The organism is Anaeromonas gelatinilytica, assembly GCF_016820635.1.
Classification (GTDB): domain Bacteria; phylum Bacillota; class Clostridia; order Tissierellales; family SIT17; genus Anaeromonas; species Anaeromonas gelatinilytica.
Genome location: NZ_WSFU01000093.1, coordinates 1 through 17161, shown reverse-complemented (window position 1 = coordinate 17161; position 17161 = coordinate 1). Strand labels below are relative to the sequence as shown.

The window sequence follows — 17161 nt, the reverse complement described above, 5'->3', positions numbered from 1 at the left end:
TATCCATTTCAATAGATTAAAATGTAGTATTTATGCGAGTTGTAGAGTTTTGCAATGAGCTATTACTTATAAATAGAAGGGGGAAAGCAGGGGATATATCCGTTGTTTGTATAAATAATAAAGGAGAATTTGGTGCAGCTACAAATATTGAAGGATTTTCTTTTGTAGTAGCTAGAGAAGATTTGACTCCAACCGTATATGTATGTTCAATTGAAAATGGAAGGACAACTTATGAAGTTGCGACAAAAGAATGGATGGATGATTATATGAAGAAAAGGATAGCGCCTTTAAAATTAAAATAACTAGAATAAAAAAGCATAAAGAAAGATGGTGGATATTGTGGAAGGAATGGAGTTATTAAATTTTCAGATAATTAGTAATGTAGGAGATGCAAAATCATATTTATTTCAAGCGTTAAAAGGTGCAAGGGTAGAAGAGTTTGAAGATGCAGAGAAGTATATAAAGCTTGCTGAAGATAGTTTAGAAAAGGCTCATGAGGGTCATATGGAAATATTACAGAAGGAAACTCAAGGAAAAGAGGTAGATATGTCTCTTTTATTGATGCATGCTGAGGATCAGATGATGACAACGGAGTTATTAAGAGACATTACAAATGAAATGTTATTGGTTCATAAAAAGTATTCAAGAAATGATAAGAAATAATATTTATTATTGTAATAGTATAAGGAGGGAATGATATGAAAAGAATTGCTGAGATATGTTGTGATAGTTTAGAAGATGCATTGATTGCACAAAGGGGAGGGGCTCATAGAATAGAATTAAATAATAGTATTCATCTAGGAGGACTTACCCCATCTATGGGTACTATAAGATTGGTAGCTAAAAATTGTCGTATTCCTATAGTTGTGATGGTAAGACCTAGAGGGGCTGGATTTTATTATAATGATTATGAATTTAATACTATGATATCGGATATAGAGACTATGATGGCATATGATATTGAAGGTGTTGCTTTTGGCTGTTTAGATGAAAATGGAAAAATAGATAAGATAAAAAATAAGAAAATAATTGATATACTTAATAATAATAATAAGGATGCAATATTTCATAGGGCCTTTGACTGTGTTAAAAATCCTTATGAATCTATAGAGATTCTTATTGAATTGGGAGTCAAAAGGGTTTTAACTAGTGGATTAAGGACTAAAGCAATAGAAGCGGTCGAGCTATTAGCAGAGCTACAATATAAGTATGGAGATAAAATTGAGATATTAGTTGGTAGTGGAGTAAATGAGTCTAATGTAAAATTTTTAATAGATAAAACAAATATAATGCAATATCATAGTTCATGTAAAGCATGGAGAAAGGATCCAACTACAGTAAATAATATCTCCTATGCTTATGCAGAGCATCCTCATGAGCAAGATTATAATATAGTAGATTATAAAAAAGTTATTAAATTTGTAAATAGGTTAGAAAATGGTTATTAAATTATATTTAATAACCATAATATATCAACATTTAAGGCGTCAGCAATGGCAAGAAGTTCAATATCCGTTACTGGCCTTTTTTTTGATTCTATTTTAGAGATTGTAGTTTTTTCAAGTTCTATTCCTCTTACAGCAAGGCGGGCTAATAAATCTACTTGAGTTATTTTTGGTTTTGATTTATGTCGTGCTTCACGGACACGATCACCTATTAGATTACGATCATATCCATTATGTATAAAAGTCATAAAATTATCACCCTAAGTTTTTTATTCTTAAACTTGATTATAAATTAAGTTTAGTGTTATAATTTGCTTTGTAAGCAAATTATACTGATTTATGGGGGAGTATTTATGGAAAAACTAAGGAATCATATAGAAGAATTAAGGGAACAATTAAATCAATTAGTTCAGGATATGAAATGTCTTGATGAAGAAAAGATATTAGAAATTAGTGAAGAATTAGATGAAATTATATACCAGTATATCAAAAAAGAATAAAATATAGTTTAAAAATATTAAAGTTGTTAATTTAAAGATAACTAGTTAGTCTCAAATTGGCAACTTTTTTAATTTACTGTTTAAAAAATAGGATTAAGATTTCACATGGTGTCTCTAATTGAAAAAATACAAAAAACTTGAGTTGAACTTTTACAGGGATTATAATTAAGATAATTATTATATGATATAAATAAATCAGAAATTCAGAAGAGTAAGGGTGATTAGGTATGCTTAAGGACAAATTGCTTTTATATTTAAAGGAAAAAACTTTGAATTTTAAATTTTCGGAACCTTCAAAAGAATTTACTGCTATGTTCATGGCAGGTGTTTTTGAAGTTAAACGTAATACTATAAGTCATAATCTTAATCAATTAGTTAAGGACAAAAGAGTAATAAAGATAAATACACGACCTGTATATTTTTTGAGTAAAGAAGGTTTTGAAGAAGAATTTTTTTCGGTTGAAAACTGTGTTTTTAAGGATTTAGATGAATTAAAGAGATATGGAGAAAGATATGAGTCTAAATTAGGAATTTTAGAAAATATAATAGGGGCTTATGGAAGTTTAAAAAAAGCAATAGAGCAAATAAAATCTTCTGTTTTCTATCCTGAAGGACTTCCCTTAATATTGTGTGGTTCTACTGGTGTAGGTAAAAGTTATACTGCAAAATTGATTTATCAATATAGTGTGGAAAGTGGAGTATTGTCTAAAGATGCACCCTTTATTACTTTTAATTGTGCCCAATATGCTAATAATCCTGAGTTACTTTCTAGTAATTTATTTGGGTATGTGAAGGGAGCATTTACTGGAGCTGATAAGACAACTCATGGTATGTTAGAAGCTGCTGATGGAGGAATATTATTCTTGGATGAAGTTCATCGTTTAAATGAGGAAGGACAGGAAAAATTGTTTACTTTCCTTGATCAAGGAGTTTTTAAAAGAATGGGTGAATATGAAGGATGGCATAGGGCTAGTGTAAGAATAATATTTGCTACTACTTTAAGTCTAGAAGAAAATTTTCTAAAAACTTTTCTAAGGCGTATTCCTATAAGAATAAACATTCCTGATTTAGAAGATAGAGGTGAAAAGGAAAAAAAACAATTCATATATAAATTTCTAATAGATGAATCAAAAAAAATAAAATTACCTCTTGAAATAAGTAATAAGGCTTTAGATCTATTGAAAAATTACAGGTATAATGGCAATTTAGGTGAATTAAAAAATACTATTAAATACTTAGTTGCTTCATCATTTGCTAAAAATCCTGATTTAGAGTATGTATCTATTTCTTTATATGATCTTCTAGATAAAGTATTGAAAGAAACAGTTGATATAAGTAATCATAAATTTAAGCAAAATAGTCAAATTATTATTTCACCTACATCAGAATTAGATGACTTATTTAAGTCTAATATAACTCAGACTGAGTACATAGAAAAAACCTATAAGAATATTATAAATTTATTTATAAAAAATAAAAAAAGTTATGAAAAATTAGAACAAAATATATTCGATGAAATTGTTGTTTTATTTGATAAATTTTTATTTGGAACAGAAAGAAGTACTGGGACTATGCTTAAATTGATAACTGTGAATATACAGGAGATTATTCAACATTTAGAGTATATTAATAATATAAAATTTAATGGAAATAGTGTCTATGCGATAGCTCATTTTCTTTTTTATAAGGGAAATTCTACATTTGAATGGTCAGATTCTCAAATGAAAATTATTAAGCAAATTGAAAATTTTATAAAAGAAAATTATAGTAAGGAAGAAAAACTAGCCAAAGACTTCATAGAATTATTAGGCAATAAATTGGATGTTTATATGGACAAAATGGATGAGATTATATTGATTTTTTATTTGAGAAGTTTATCTATAGAGACTACTGATGACAAACAAGTAAGAGCTATTATTTTAGCTCATGGATATGCAACTGCAAGTAGTATAAGTAATGTTGCTAATCGATTACTTAAGAAAAATATTTTTGAAGCCTTTGATATGCCTTTGGATACATCTGTAGATGATATTGTTAGACGTGTACTTGATTATATTGAATATACGGATGTGTCAAAAGGACTTGTTATATTGGTGGATATGGGTTCTCTTAAAGATGTACATTCTAAATTGACTAATTATACGAATGGACCAATTGCTATTATAAATAATGTGTCAACACAGATGGCGTTGATTATTGGAGATAAGATTATAAATGGAGCTTTTTTAGAAGACATGATTGAGAAAATAAAAATAGCTAATAAGACAGATTATAGGATTATTTATCCAGAAAAAAGAAAGAAAAAAGTAATAGTTACCACTTGTTTAACAGGTATGGGAACAGCTATTCAAATACAAAAATTGCTTGAAAGCAGTATTCCTTCTGATATAGGAGTGAAGGTTCTTTCTTATGAATATAATCGGCTGGGAAAATTTGCTTACGATAATCCTATATTTCATACTTATGATGTTATAGCCATAATAGGAACAAATGATCCTGGTATTAATGAAATTGATTATATTCCATTAGAAGATCTTATTTCTGGACAAGGAGAAAGAAAGATGAAGAAAATATTCCATTCTGTAGCGAGTAATGAGCAAATTAAGGAAATTAATGATAATCTATTAAAAAACTTTTCTCTTGAACAGGTTATAGAATCAATAACTATATTAGATACAGATAAGATTTTAAATTATGTAGAAGAATTTCTTAGCAGATTAGAAATTTTGCTCAATATTTGTCTTACTAATGATAAAAAGGTGGCTTTATATATTCATACAAGTTGTCTGGTAGAACGATTAATTAGACAAGCACCTATTGATTCATATAATAATATTGAAAAATTTAAAGATTGTCAAAAAGATATGATAAAAAATATTAAAGAAGCCTTTAGTGTCATAGAAGCGATTTATAATGTCAAGATTAATACTGCTGAGATAGGTTATATATATGATTATATAATTTCTTAGGTAGATTAAGATGTAGTGATTTACAATTATATAGCTAATTTATAAAAAACATGTCATCAAGTTGGCATGTTTTTTGCTTTATTATGTAGATAGCAAAAGAAGACATTGAGGAGGATAGAGATGAGACAATATTTATTAGCATCCCATGGTAGTTTATCTGAAGGATTACTTGATTCTGTAGAAATGATACTAGGGAAAAATCATAAAATATCTACAATTAGTGCTTATAAAAAAGGAGATTATGATTTAAATGAGCAATTAAAATCTGTTATTTCAAATATAGATAAAGATGATGAATTAATTATTATTAGTGATATATTTGGAGGAAGTGTAAACAATGAATGCATGAAATTATTAGCTGATGATAGGGTTCATTTAATTTCAGGAATGAATTTATCATTAGTAATTGAATTATTTACATTAGATAATGATAAAATTAGTACTTCTGATCTAATAAAAAAAGCATTAAAAGATTCTAAGGAATCCATATTATATTGCAATAATATTATCAATGAAGAAATTGAAGATGAAGAATTTTAATGAAAGGAGGGATTTAAGTGATTAAATTATTACGTGTAGATCATAGACTTTTACATGGACAAGTTGCATTTTCTTGGACTCAATATTTAGGGGTAGATAGTATCTTAATTGCTAATGATGATGTACCTAATAATGAATTAAGAAAAACCACAATAAAACTTGCAAAACCTCAAGGTGTTAAACTTGTAATTAAAAATATTGAAGATTCTATAAAAGCTATTAAAAGTGGAGTAACAGATAAATATAAGTTGTTCGTAGTTGTAGAATCTGTTAATGATGCAAAAAGGTTGATTTCACAATGTTCTGAAATAAAAAAAGTTAATTTAGGGGGGATAAAGTCTAAAGAAGGTACAAGAAATATTTCCAAAGCTATAAACTTATTGCCTGAAGAAGAAAAACTTATTAAAGATATGCTTGATGAAGGAGTAGAAGTAGAAATACGTCAAGTACCGGGTGATAAAAAAATTAATGCTAGTAGTATAATAAAAATTTAATTAGTAATGGGAGGTTAAATTATGTTCACAGCATTATTATTAGGATTAGTTGCTTTTGTGGCACAAAGTGAATATGCGTTAGGAACAAGTTTACTATCTAGACCAATTGTTACGGGATTATTCACAGGAATCATAATGGGAGATGTTAAAGCAGGAGTTATTTTAGGAGCTACATTGGAATTGGCCTTTATTGGTTCATTTTCAGTAGGTGCTGCTATTCCACCGGATGTAGTTACTGGAGGAATATTAGGAACGGCATTTGCCATATCTTCTGGTGGAGGGGCAGAGACTGCTTTGTTACTTGGATTACCAATAGCTACTTTAGTACTAGTTTTAAAGAATTTATATTTAGGCTTTGTTTTACCTGTACTTTCTCATAAGGCAGATAAATATGCAGAACAAGGAGATGCTAGAGCTGTTGGTAGAATGCATTTGATAGGCGGTTTGGGACTTTCTCTTATGTTAGGCTTGGTTGTTACAATTTCATATTATACAGGTAGTGATGCAATAAAGCAGGTTTTAGATGCTATACCAACACCTATTCAAACGGGACTTCAAATAGCAACAGGTTTAATACCTGCTTTAGGTTTTGCAATGCTTGCTAGACTTCTAATTAATAAACAAGTAGTACCATATTTCTTTTTAGGATTTTTAATAGTAGCATATTTAGATATATCAATTACTGGTATAGCTCTATTAGGTGGTATATTAGCATATATAATAGTAAATCTCACTCAAAAACCACAAGTGGCAACATATGATGGAGGTGGAAGCGATTATGATGACGAAGATTTCTAAAGAAAATAATATTGAGAAAACGAATACAAAAGTTACAAGGAAAGATTTAAATCGTATCTTTTGGCGTTCTTTTCAAATGGAATTTTCATGGAATTATGAAAGACAAATGAATTTGGCTTATACCTATGCTTTAATTCCTTTGTTAGAAAAGCTGTATAAGAAAAGGGAAGATTTATCTAATGCTTTGAAAAGACATTTAGAGTTTTTTAATACAACTCCACATATTGTAACTATGATGTTAGGTGTTTCTGCAGCAATGGAGGAACAAAATGCTGAAAATCCTGATTTTGACGAAGGATCTATTAATACCGTGAAAGCTTCTTTAATGGGACCTTTAGCTGGACTTGGGGATTCATTTTTCTGGGGTACATTAAGACTTATTGCCACAGGTATAGGAACTTCTCTTGCATTAAAAGGAAATGTATTAGGTCCTATATTATTTATTTTAGTATTTAATATTCCTCATATTGCAATCCGTTATTTTCTAACTAGTGCAGGATATAAGATGGGAACGGGATTTTTACAAAGGCTTCAAGAAAAAGGTATGATGTCAAAATTAACATTAGGTGCATCAATATTAGGTTTAATGGTGATTGGTGGTATGAGTGCATCAATGATTGATATTACAATACCTGCAACTATAGGAAGTGGTGATTCGGCAACTGCTATTCAAGATATTTTAGATGGTATAATGCCAAAATTATTACCTTTAGGAGCATTTGCAATAGTGTATTGGTTACTTGGTAAAGGAATTAAGGCAACAACTATTTTATTAGGAATTGCTCTAGTAGGTATTTTAGGTACATGGATTGGAATATTTGCATAACTTACTTTAAAGGTAGGGGATAAATTTGAAAGAAACAATGATTACTTATATTGATGAACAGGAAGAAATATGCAAAAAAATTTTAGAAGGATATGAAAAAAAATATAGCAAATTTCAACAGTTAGTAAAAATTAATAATACAAAAAAATGGCTTGTAATTGCTACTGGTTCAAGCTTAAATGCTATATTAAGTACAAAATATTATATTGAAAAAATTTCAGGTATTTCAGTAAAAGTAGTAGAACCATTTACTTTTATAAATTATGAAAAATTAGATGAAAGTATTGATTTAGTATTGGCTATTTCACAAAGTGGAAAGAGTTCATCAACAATTGAAGGGTTAAGTAAGGCTTCTGAATTATATAAGGGCATTCCGAGGATATCTATAACTTCAGATTTAAATAGTAAAATAACAAAATATTCAGATTTATTAATAGATATTGGATGTGGAATAGAGAAGGTAGGATTTGTTACCAAGGGATTTACTTCTACTGTATTGACTTTAATGTTAATGGGAATCGTAGCAGCAAGAACTTTGGGAGAGATATCTATTGATGAGATGGAAAAAGAAGTTGAAGAATTTAATACTTTAATAAATGAAATCTCAAATATAGTTAAAAAAAGTGAAGATTTTTATAATAGATATAGTGATGAATTAAATAATATATCTAGATTTTCCGTAATAGGATATGGTCCTACGTTTGGAGTGGCAAAAGAAGCAGAAACAAAATTTACTGAAACGGTAAGAGTGCCAACACAAGGATTTGAATTGGAAGCATATATGCATGGACCCTATTTAGAAATAGACAAGGAGTATGGATTATTCTTCATTCATTCAGAAGATAATCATTCTATGAGATCTAAAAAACTCAGAAAATATGTTTCAGATTATACTAAATATTGTTATGAGATAACTACTAAATTAGAAGAAAAAGATAAACTTATTTCTATAGGGATAGAGATGGATGAATATAAAAGTCCTCTTTTATTAGTAATAGTATTCCAAGTGCTTTCATATAGGATCAGTATGGGAAAAGGAGTAGATTTAGACAAGAAAATTTTCGATGATTTTGACAGTGTCTTAAAGAGTAAAATATAAATCAATTTTTTTATAAAAACAGGAGGATATCAATGTTAAAATTTAATGAAAAGACTTATTTGGAAAATGGCAAAATAACCTATGAAACAAGGAGTGAAATTGAGCGAGTAGCTGATGAGGTTTCTAAAGAAGGATATAAAAATATATTTTTCATATCAGTAGGTGGTTCAATTGCAATAATGTGGCCTATTCAAGAGATGTTAAAACAACTTACGGACATACCTGTATATGTAGAACAAGCTGCAGAAGTAATTTTGACAGGGCATAAACAATTGACAAAGGATTCTATAGTAATAATGGCTTCTAAGTCAGGAGATACTAAAGAAACTGTAGAGGCTGCTATGTGGTGTAAAGAAAAGGGATATCCTGTAGTTTCATTAGTGGGAACACCGAATACTCCATTAGAGAAACTTAGTAAATGGGTTATACCTAATAAAGCATTGAATGGTGTAGAATTTGAATATATGCAATTGTTTATGCTTGTGTTTAGATTACTTGATAATAGAGATGAGTTTCCTAGGTATGTAGAGTTTGCAGATCAATTGAAATACTTACCTCAAAATTTGTTAGAGGCAAAACAAAAATTTGAACTTATAGCAGATAAAATTGCTAAAAAATATTATAATGAGCCTTATAATATTTGGATAGGAGATGGCGAGATGTGGGGAGAAGTATATCTTTTTTCAATGTGCATATTGGAAGAAATGCAATGGATACGAACTAAGGCTGTTTCATCTTCTGAATTTTTTCATGGTACTCTTGAATTAGTAGGAAAAGATATTCCAGTATTTATTGTTAAAGGTGAAGGCATTCGTAGAAAGATAGATGAAAGAGTTGAAAATTTCTGTAAGAAATACACTGATAAACTAGTCGTAATAGATACAAAAGACTATGAATTAAAAGGTATTGATGATGAATTTAGATGGATATTGGCTCCAACAATTTCTACAACATTATTGGTGGATAGGTTAGCACATCACTATGAGAAATATACTGAACATGATTTAGATACTAGACGTTATTATCGTCAATTTGAATATTAAAAATATTAAATAAGATAATGAATAAAAGTTAGAGAATATAACATATTTTCTAACTTTTTATTTGTTTTTAATGAAATTTTAATATTCATAATTTCATATTCTATAAAGGTTGTATAAATAATAATGATATAATAAATTATAGGTTTATAAGGAAGTGATTTTATGATTAATTTATTCATATTGCATATGAGAAAAAAATGAAAGGAGAATTTCTGTGATATCATCTATGACTAAAAGAGAACTTGCTAATTCTTTGAAGAAATTAATGAATAAAAAACCTATAGATAAAATACCTATAAGAGAGATTGTTGCTGAATGTGGAGTTAATAGACAGACTTTTTATTATCATTTTCAAGATATATATGATTTACTAGAATGGATCTATAAGACTGAAATAATAGATAGAATATCTGAAGATAGGACTTATAAAACATGGCAAAAAGGTTTTTTAAAGATATTTTATTATATAGAAGATAATAAAGAATTTTGTATGAATACATATCATTCTTTAGGAAGGGAACATTTAGATAATTTTATATATAATAATACATTTGAGTTAATAATATATGTTGTTAATGAGGTTTCAGAAGGGATAAATGTTGAAGATGAGGACAAGAAATTTATTGCTAACTTTTACACTTATGCTTTTGTAAATTTAGTTATAGTATGGTTGAAAGATGGTATGAAAGAATCCCCTGAATATATTATTGAAAGATTAAATAAGTTAATTGAAGGAGATATAGAGAAGGCTTTGAAGAAATATGAGCAGGAATAGTTTAGTTATATAGGTTAATTACCTATAGTATAAATTTAATTTCATAGTAAGAATATAGACAATTTTAAAATTGTGTATAAAGTTTATACATCTATTTAAATGTGTACAAATAATATGTTATATATGTGAACTATTGTATTAAATTTAAAAGTACTATATAATAAACACAATTAGTACTAAGTCCTAATAAGGAGTGATGATATGTTAAATAATATGGATATACAGAAGATAATACCTCATAGATATCCTTTTCTTGTGGTTGATAAGATAATAGAATTAGAAGAGGGTAAAAAGGCTATAGGAATAAAGAATGTGACTATAAATGAACCATTTTTTCAAGGACATTTTCCTGATAATCCTCTTATGCCGGGGGTATTAATAGTAGAAGCTATGGCTCAAGTTGGAGCAGTGGCTGTTATGACATTGGAGGAAAATAAGGATAAGCTAGCTGTATTTACTGGAATAGATAAAGTAAGATTTAAAAAGCAAGTTCGTCCAGGAGATACACTAAGGATGGAAGTAGAGCTTATCACAATGAAAAGAGGAATAGGAAAGGCTAATGCCATTGCTTATATAGGTGATGAAGTGGCATGTAAAGGAACATTAATGTTTGGATTGGTAGAGAAGTAGATGTAGTATAGTAAAACGTAATTAAAGGGAAATTGGATAGTATAAAAAGTATAAGTGATATTTGATTCAAGGGCTAGAACTATATTTAGTAAATTCAAGTATGGGTATAAGATTAGTAATGATATAATAAATAAAAAAGTATAATAGGAGTGATATTATGATTAGGTTTGGTGTTATAGGTACTAGTTGGATAACCAAAGAATTTTTAAGATCTGCTGATATTATTGAGGATTTTAAGCTAAATGCAGTTTATTCCAGGACTGAAGAAAGGGCTAGGGAATTTGCTAATGAATATAATGTGGAAAATACTTTTACTGACTTAGATAAAATGGCAAAAAGTGATCTAATAGATGCCGTCTATATAGCAAGTCCAAATTCATATCATGGAAAGTATTCTATACTGTTCTTAAAAAATAAAAAACATGTATTTTGTGAAAAGCCCATAGCATCCAATGAATATGAATTAAAACAGATGATAGCTGAAGCTAAGGGAAATAATGTATTACTTATGGAGGGAATGATGTCTTCATTTTTACCAAATTTCAGAGTCATAAAGGACAATTTACATAAGATTGGTAAAGTGAGAAGGTATATAGGTAACTTTTGTAAATACTCCTCTAGATATGATAGATATAAAAGAGGAGAGAATCCCAATACATTTAATCCAAAGTTCTCAAATGGATCTCTTATGGATATAGGTATATATTGCATATATCCTTTAATACAACTATTTGGAATACCAAATAGTGTAAAGGCTGATGGAGTATTATTAGAATCGGGAGTGGATGGAGAAGGTAGTGTTTTATTAAATTATGATGATATGGACGGTATAATAATCCATTCAAAAATAACTAATTCAGCGATACTAAGTGAAATACAAGGGGAAGAAGGAAGTATAATAATAGATAATATATCATTACTTAATAATATAAAGGTAGTATATAATGACGGAAAAGAAGAGGATGTCACAGTGGAACAATCAAAACCTAATATGTATTATGAGGCCAAGGAATTCATTGAATTGATAAAGGCAGGAAAGACTGAATCCAGGATAAACTCCTTAGAAATGTCTAGAAATGTGATGAGGATTTTGGAGGAATCAAGAAAACAAATGGGAGTTATCTATCCTGCTGATAAAGAATAGATAGAATAATTGAATATATAGATAACTAATAAGGCAGATATTCTTAAGAATATCTGCCTTTGCTATATTTAGTAAAATTCATATGAAAATACTAGCTCTATATAGAAAAATTTTAACTAAGAGTAACAAAAAGAATATTATGCATAATAATATTTTAAACTTGCAAATATCAAGAAAATGAAATGATTGACTTTTAGTTATAGTGTCCTCATGTAATTCTGATAAAAACAATACATATCAAGATATATTTAATGGTTTTGTTATTAGTGAAAAGAGATTTTAAAATAATTTTATGAAAGTTATTGACAAACATACTTCATAAAATGTATAATCGTATACAATAATACTAAAATAAATCAAAGGGGGAATTAATGTGGAAAGAAAAATTAAATTGGTGGATACTACACTTAGAGATGGAGAACAAACTGCAGGAGTTGTGTTTGCTAATGAGGAGAAGATTTACATAGCTAAGCTTTTAGATGCTGTGGGTATTGAACAGATAGAAGCTGGAATACCAGTCATGGGCGGAGATGAGAAGGAAGTCATAAAAAAAATAGTAAAGAATAATTTAAATGCAAGTATAATGGGGTGGAATAGAGCGGTTATTCAGGATATACAGGCTTCTATAGATTGTGGTGTAGATGCTGTTGCCATATCTATAGCTACATCTGATATTCATATTAAACATAAATTAAAGTCCACTAGGGATGAAGTCTTAGAGAATATGACTAAATCGACTCATTATGCTAAGAAAAATGGACTTTATGTATCGGTAAATGCTGAGGATGCTTCTAGAACAGAAAGAGGATTTTTATTGAAGTTTGCAACATTGGCTAAAGAGGCTGGTGCTGATAGAGTAAGATTTTGCGATACAGTAGGAGTAATGAATCCTGTGGATACTTACGATGTTGTTAAGTATATAAAGGATAATGTAGGAATAGATGTGGAGATGCATACCCATAATGATCTAGGAATGGCTTCAGCTAATGCTATAGCGGGCGTTATGGCAGGAGCTGATTATGTGGGGATTACAGTAAACGGTTTAGGAGAAAGAGCAGGAAATGCTGCATTGGAAGAAGTGGCTATGGCATTGAAAAGTTCTTTAGATATAGACAATGAATATAATTTAGGCAAACTTAAATCTTTATGTGAATATGTGTCTATAGCTTCAGGAAGAAAATTATCTCCTTGGAAAACTATAGTAGGAGATAATATATTTTCTCATGAATCAGGTATACATGCTGATGGAGCATTGAAGAATCCATTAACTTATGAAATATTTGATCCTAATGAATTGGGATTAGAGAGAAAGATAATTATAGGTAAACACTCTGGTGGTGCTGCTATTAAGAATAAATTACTAAAATATGATATAAATGTAGACAATTTTACGGCTTCAAGGATATTAGATAGGGTTAGACATACTTCTATATCTTTAAAAAGGGCCTTAACTGATAAGGAATTACTAAATATATATGAAGAATATCTTGTAGAAAATGGATTAGATATAAAGCAGGCTTAGAGGAGGTATATTATGGAAAAAAATTTAACATATAAGATACTTGAAGGACATTTAGTTTCAGGAGAATTAAAAAAAGGTGAAGAAATAGGAATCAAAATAGACCAGACATTGACACAGGATTCTACTGGTACTATGGTTTATCTTCAATTAGAAGCAATGAATATAAAGGAAATAAACACTGATTTATCTGTTGCATATATAGACCATAATACATTACAGACTGGATTTGAAAATGCTGATGATCATGAATTCATAAAGAGTTCTGCAGCTAAATATGGAATTGTATTTTCTAAACCTGGAAATGGTATATGTCATCAGTTACATTTAGAGAATTTTGGTAAACCAGGAGGGACATTAATAGGTTCTGATAGTCATACACCTACTAATGGAGGGCTAGGTATGATATCTATTGGTGCTGGAGGTCTAGATGTAGCAGTAGCTATGGCAACGGGAAAATACTGGTTGAAGATGCCAGAAGTTTTAAATGTAGAACTTACAGGAAAACTTAATACTTGGGTTTCAGCTAAGGATATTATACTTTATATTTTGGACGAATTATCAGTAAAAGGAGGAGTAGGAAAAGTTATAGAATACTCTGGCGAAGGATTGAAATATTTATCAGTAACTGATAGAGCTACTATAACTAACATGGGAGCAGAATTGGGAGCAACTACATCCATATTTCCTAGTGATGAGGAGACTTATAAATATTTAAAATCTCAGAATAGAGAAGATGATTTTGTAGAGTTAAAGGCGGATGATAATGCTGAATATGATGATGTATTAGAGATAAATTTAGAAGATATAGTACCTTTAGTGGCAAAACCACATAGTCCAGATAATGTGGATACTATAGAAAACATTAAAGGGCTTAAGGTAGATCAAGTGGCTATAGGTAGTTGTACCAATTCTTCTTATACAGATTTGATGAAGGTAGCTAATATACTTAAAGGGGAAAAGGTTCATCCAGATGTGAGTCTTAGTATATCACCAGGATCTAGTAAAATATTAAATATGTTGGCGGAAAATGGAGCATTAGCAGATATGATTTCAGCAGGGGCTAGAGTTTTAGAATGTGCCTGTGGACCGTGTATTGGAATGGGGCAAGCACCAAAAAATAATGCTATATCTTTAAGAACTTTTAATAGGAATTTTTATGGTAGAAGTGGTACTAAAAGTGCCCATGTATATCTGGTAAGTCCAGAAGTAGCAGCTATATCAGCCATAAGAGGATCTGTAGAGGATCCAAGGAAACTAGGGAATATCATGGATATAGATGTACCTGAAATATTTAAGGAAAATGACAATCTTTTTGTATATCCTCCAAACGATAGGAATGGACTAGAAGTTAAAATGGGACCAAATATTAAGCCATTTCCTATAAATGGTCAATTGAAAGAGGGTGTAGATGGAAAAGTGGTATTAAATGTAGGCGATGATATAACTACAGACCATATAATGCCATCTAATGCTAGTTTATTACCTTATAGGTCAAATATTCCTTATCTTTCTAAATATGCTTTTAGTACTATAGATGAAGACTTTTGGAAAAGATGTGAGAAGAATCAAGGAGGTTTTATAATAGGCGGTGATAATTATGGTCAAGGTTCTAGTAGGGAGCATGCTGCTTTAGTACCTTTATATCTTGGAATAAAGGCTATTATTGTTAAATCCTTTGCTAGAATTCACAAGGCGAATCTTATAAATGCCGGGATAATACCTTTGGAATTTGTTGATGAAGAGAATTACAAAAATATAGATATAGGTGATGATTTAGAAATAACTAATTTAATAAATGAATTAAAAGTTGACGGAGAAGTATATATAGTCAATAAAACCAAGGATATTAAAGTAAAGACAAAATTTACAGGTTCTTCTAGGGATGTGGAGATTCTTAGGGAAGGTGGATATTTAAATTGGGTTAAAAAGAACTTTGGAGGGATAAAAAATGACTAAGGTTACGTTGATACCAGGAGATGGAATAGGACCAGAAGTCGCGTTTGCAGCTAAAGATGTAGTGGATGCTACTGGTGTAGATATAGAATGGGATATAGTAAATGCAGGAGCTGATATTTATGAAAAGACTGGGGAGTTTATACCTGAGGCTCTGTTAAAGAGTATAGAGAAAAATAGGGTTGTATTAAAGGGCCCTATTACTACTCCTATTGGTAAAGGATTTAGAAGCATAAATGTAACATTGCGACAAAAATTTGATACTTATGCTAATATAAGACCATTAAAGACAATGCCTGGAACAAAAGGAGTATTTGAAAATGTGGATTTAGTAGTTTTTAGAGAAAATACTGAAGGATTATATATGGGGATAGAACATAGAATAAATGAAGATGTTGCAGAAGCTATAAAGGTAATAACAAGGAAAGGTTCTATGAGAATAGCAGAGGAGACTTTTAAATATGCTAAGGAAAAAGGTAGAAAAAAGGTAACTGCTGTGCATAAAGCTAATATTATGAAGATTACTGATGGGCTATTTTTAGATTGTACTAGGAAAGTATCTAAGGATTATCCAGATATAGAATATGAAGAAAAGATAGTGGATAATATGTGTATGCAATTGGTAATGTATCCTGAAAGATATGATGTTTTAGTTATGCCAAATCTTTATGGAGATATATTATCAGATTTAGCATCTGGTTTAGTAGGTGGTTTAGGATTAGTGCCAGGAGCAAATATTGGATCTGATATAGGTATATTTGAAGCTGTTCATGGCAGTGCTCCTGATATTGCTGGGAAATCCTTAGCTAATCCTATAGCCTGCATAATGTCATCTACTATGATGTTAGACTACATTGGAGAAAGAGAAAGGGCTAACAGAATAAGAAAGGCAGTATGGAGTGTATTGAAAGAGGGAAGACATAGAACTAAAGATTTAGGCGGAAATGCTAGAACTGAAGAAATTACTAAAGCTATATGTGAAAAAATTTAATTATATAGTGGAAGATTAGGAACTATACTCATTGACTATGTATTAAGGTGCAAACACCCTCTGAATCTTTGATTTAGGGGGTGTTTATCGTGTCAGAGTTTTTTTGCTTTTCAAATATTCCTTTTAACCTATTTAATAATTTTCCTGTTATACATTTATATCTATATTTTGTAGTTACAACTAAATGATAATTTAATTTATAACAAGAATGACTATTTATGTTATAATTCATTTTTTTATATAAATCCTCCTTTATAATTGATTAGTTATATTATATACTAAAATTAGGATTTTACTAAGAAAAGAGTGAGTTTATGAAAGTAACAAAGACTGTGAAATATAAAATAATAAGTCATAATTCAATATTTAATGATACCTTATCTATTTATAGAGATTCGGTTGAATACATTGTAATGGTAGTGAATAATGAAT

The 17161-nt window shown here is 29.5% G+C and carries 19 protein-coding genes; 17 read left to right on the top strand and 2 right to left on the bottom strand.

Going from position 1 to position 17161, the window contains the following annotated elements:
• Positions 1-32: 32 nt before the first annotated feature.
• The 3 genes from GOQ29_RS08125 to GOQ29_RS08115 are packed head-to-tail and all read left to right on the top strand — an operon-like array spanning position 33 to position 1448.
• The gene (locus GOQ29_RS08125) at positions 33-302 is read left to right on the top strand and encodes a hypothetical protein (RefSeq protein ID WP_203372154.1); all 270 of its coding nucleotides are present in this window, start codon (positions 33-35) and stop codon (positions 300-302) included.
• Between the two features lie 46 nt (positions 303-348).
• On the top strand, positions 349-663 hold the full coding sequence (locus GOQ29_RS08120; RefSeq protein WP_252187557.1) for a PTS sugar transporter subunit IIA: 315 nt from the start codon (positions 349-351) through the stop codon (positions 661-663).
• Positions 664-698: 35 nt separating this feature from the next.
• On the top strand, positions 699-1448 hold the full coding sequence (locus tag GOQ29_RS08115) for a copper homeostasis protein CutC (protein WP_207750672.1): 750 nt from the start codon (positions 699-701) through the stop codon (positions 1446-1448).
• On the opposite strand, the gene GOQ29_RS08110 is transcribed toward GOQ29_RS08115, so the two are convergent.
• Complete coding sequence (locus GOQ29_RS08110) at positions 1445-1693, bottom strand: helix-turn-helix domain-containing protein (RefSeq protein ID WP_203372152.1); 249 nt, start codon at positions 1691-1693, stop codon at positions 1445-1447. The two genes, GOQ29_RS08115 and GOQ29_RS08110, sit on opposite strands and share 4 nt — an antisense overlap.
• A gap of 105 nt (positions 1694-1798) precedes the next feature.
• Between GOQ29_RS08110 and GOQ29_RS08105 the strand changes: the two genes are divergently transcribed.
• From GOQ29_RS08105 to GOQ29_RS08040, 14 genes are all read left to right on the top strand, one after another.
• Positions 1799-1945, top strand: a complete 147-nt coding sequence (locus GOQ29_RS08105) for an aspartyl-phosphate phosphatase Spo0E family protein (RefSeq protein ID WP_203372151.1) — start codon at positions 1799-1801, stop codon at positions 1943-1945.
• 227 nt (positions 1946-2172) lie between these two features.
• The gene (locus tag GOQ29_RS08100; protein ID WP_203372150.1) at positions 2173-4914 is read left to right on the top strand and encodes a sigma 54-interacting transcriptional regulator; all 2742 of its coding nucleotides are present in this window, start codon (positions 2173-2175) and stop codon (positions 4912-4914) included.
• Between the two features lie 120 nt (positions 4915-5034).
• Positions 5035-5454, top strand: coding sequence for a PTS sugar transporter subunit IIA (locus GOQ29_RS08095; RefSeq protein WP_203372149.1), 420 nt, complete (start codon positions 5035-5037; stop codon positions 5452-5454).
• A 17-nt stretch (positions 5455-5471) separates the two neighbouring features.
• Complete coding sequence (locus GOQ29_RS08090; RefSeq protein ID WP_203372148.1) at positions 5472-5948, top strand: PTS sugar transporter subunit IIB; 477 nt, start codon at positions 5472-5474, stop codon at positions 5946-5948.
• A gap of 21 nt (positions 5949-5969) precedes the next feature.
• On the top strand, positions 5970-6746 hold the full coding sequence (locus GOQ29_RS08085; RefSeq protein ID WP_207750671.1) for a PTS mannose/fructose/sorbose/N-acetylgalactosamine transporter subunit IIC: 777 nt from the start codon (positions 5970-5972) through the stop codon (positions 6744-6746).
• A complete protein-coding gene (locus GOQ29_RS08080; RefSeq protein ID WP_203372147.1) occupies positions 6727-7572 on the top strand; it encodes a PTS system mannose/fructose/sorbose family transporter subunit IID in 846 nt (281 codons plus the stop codon). The genes GOQ29_RS08085 and GOQ29_RS08080 overlap by 20 nt, the downstream gene beginning before the upstream one ends.
• A gap of 25 nt (positions 7573-7597) precedes the next feature.
• Positions 7598-8671: an SIS domain-containing protein gene (locus GOQ29_RS08075; RefSeq protein WP_203372146.1), complete on the top strand. Its 1074-nt coding sequence runs from the start codon at positions 7598-7600 to the stop codon at positions 8669-8671.
• 32 nt (positions 8672-8703) lie between these two features.
• The gene (locus GOQ29_RS08070; protein WP_203372145.1) at positions 8704-9714 is read left to right on the top strand and encodes an SIS domain-containing protein; all 1011 of its coding nucleotides are present in this window, start codon (positions 8704-8706) and stop codon (positions 9712-9714) included.
• 214 nt (positions 9715-9928) lie between these two features.
• Positions 9929-10489, top strand: a complete 561-nt coding sequence (locus GOQ29_RS08065) for a TetR/AcrR family transcriptional regulator (RefSeq protein ID WP_350445991.1) — start codon at positions 9929-9931, stop codon at positions 10487-10489.
• A gap of 201 nt (positions 10490-10690) precedes the next feature.
• Positions 10691-11119 (top strand): 3-hydroxyacyl-ACP dehydratase FabZ, encoded by a 429-nt coding sequence (fabZ, locus tag GOQ29_RS08060; RefSeq protein ID WP_203372144.1) that lies wholly within the window; start codon positions 10691-10693, stop codon positions 11117-11119.
• A 157-nt stretch (positions 11120-11276) separates the two neighbouring features.
• The gene (locus tag GOQ29_RS08055) at positions 11277-12263 is read left to right on the top strand and encodes a Gfo/Idh/MocA family protein (RefSeq protein ID WP_203372143.1); all 987 of its coding nucleotides are present in this window, start codon (positions 11277-11279) and stop codon (positions 12261-12263) included.
• A gap of 373 nt (positions 12264-12636) precedes the next feature.
• Entirely contained in the window at positions 12637-13785 is a 1149-nt protein-coding gene (gene nifV / locus GOQ29_RS08050) for a homocitrate synthase (protein ID WP_203372142.1), read from the top strand.
• 12 nt (positions 13786-13797) lie between these two features.
• Positions 13798-15741, top strand: coding sequence for an aconitate hydratase (locus GOQ29_RS08045; protein ID WP_203372141.1), 1944 nt, complete (start codon positions 13798-13800; stop codon positions 15739-15741).
• Positions 15734-16729, top strand: coding sequence for an isocitrate/isopropylmalate dehydrogenase family protein (locus GOQ29_RS08040; RefSeq protein WP_203372140.1), 996 nt, complete (start codon positions 15734-15736; stop codon positions 16727-16729). The genes GOQ29_RS08045 and GOQ29_RS08040 overlap by 8 nt, the downstream gene beginning before the upstream one ends.
• A gap of 73 nt (positions 16730-16802) precedes the next feature.
• On the opposite strand, the gene GOQ29_RS15025 is transcribed toward GOQ29_RS08040, so the two are convergent.
• Positions 16803-16961 (bottom strand): transposase, encoded by a 159-nt coding sequence (locus tag GOQ29_RS15025; RefSeq protein WP_203372139.1) that lies wholly within the window; start codon positions 16959-16961, stop codon positions 16803-16805.
• Between the last annotated feature and the right edge of the window lie 200 nt (positions 16962-17161).

What these genes read in the sequence shown, in the direction of transcription:
- GOQ29_RS08100 (WP_203372150.1), top strand. Translation starts at nt 2,173, where the DNA reads ATGCTTAAGGACAAATTGCTTTTATATTTAAAGGAAAAAACTTTGAAT.
- GOQ29_RS08040 (WP_203372140.1), top strand. Translation starts at nt 15,734, where the DNA reads ATGACTAAGGTTACGTTGATACCAGGAGATGGAATAGGACCAGAAGTC.
- GOQ29_RS08115 (WP_207750672.1), top strand. Translation starts at nt 699, where the DNA reads ATGAAAAGAATTGCTGAGATATGTTGTGATAGTTTAGAAGATGCATTG.
- GOQ29_RS08110 (WP_203372152.1), bottom strand. Translation starts at nt 1,693, where the DNA reads ATGACTTTTATACATAATGGATATGATCGTAATCTAATAGGTGATCGT.
- GOQ29_RS08120 (WP_252187557.1), top strand. Translation starts at nt 349, where the DNA reads ATGGAGTTATTAAATTTTCAGATAATTAGTAATGTAGGAGATGCAAAA.
- GOQ29_RS08095 (WP_203372149.1), top strand. Translation starts at nt 5,035, where the DNA reads ATGAGACAATATTTATTAGCATCCCATGGTAGTTTATCTGAAGGATTA.
- GOQ29_RS08125 (WP_203372154.1), top strand. Translation starts at nt 33, where the DNA reads ATGCGAGTTGTAGAGTTTTGCAATGAGCTATTACTTATAAATAGAAGG.
- fabZ (WP_203372144.1), top strand. Translation starts at nt 10,691, where the DNA reads ATGTTAAATAATATGGATATACAGAAGATAATACCTCATAGATATCCT.
- GOQ29_RS08045 (WP_203372141.1), top strand. Translation starts at nt 13,798, where the DNA reads ATGGAAAAAAATTTAACATATAAGATACTTGAAGGACATTTAGTTTCA.
- GOQ29_RS08080 (WP_203372147.1), top strand. Translation starts at nt 6,727, where the DNA reads ATGATGACGAAGATTTCTAAAGAAAATAATATTGAGAAAACGAATACA.
- GOQ29_RS08105 (WP_203372151.1), top strand. Translation starts at nt 1,799, where the DNA reads ATGGAAAAACTAAGGAATCATATAGAAGAATTAAGGGAACAATTAAAT.
- GOQ29_RS15025 (WP_203372139.1), bottom strand. Translation starts at nt 16,961, where the DNA reads ATGAATTATAACATAAATAGTCATTCTTGTTATAAATTAAATTATCAT.
- GOQ29_RS08055 (WP_203372143.1), top strand. Translation starts at nt 11,277, where the DNA reads ATGATTAGGTTTGGTGTTATAGGTACTAGTTGGATAACCAAAGAATTT.
- GOQ29_RS08070 (WP_203372145.1), top strand. Translation starts at nt 8,704, where the DNA reads ATGTTAAAATTTAATGAAAAGACTTATTTGGAAAATGGCAAAATAACC.
- GOQ29_RS08085 (WP_207750671.1), top strand. Translation starts at nt 5,970, where the DNA reads ATGTTCACAGCATTATTATTAGGATTAGTTGCTTTTGTGGCACAAAGT.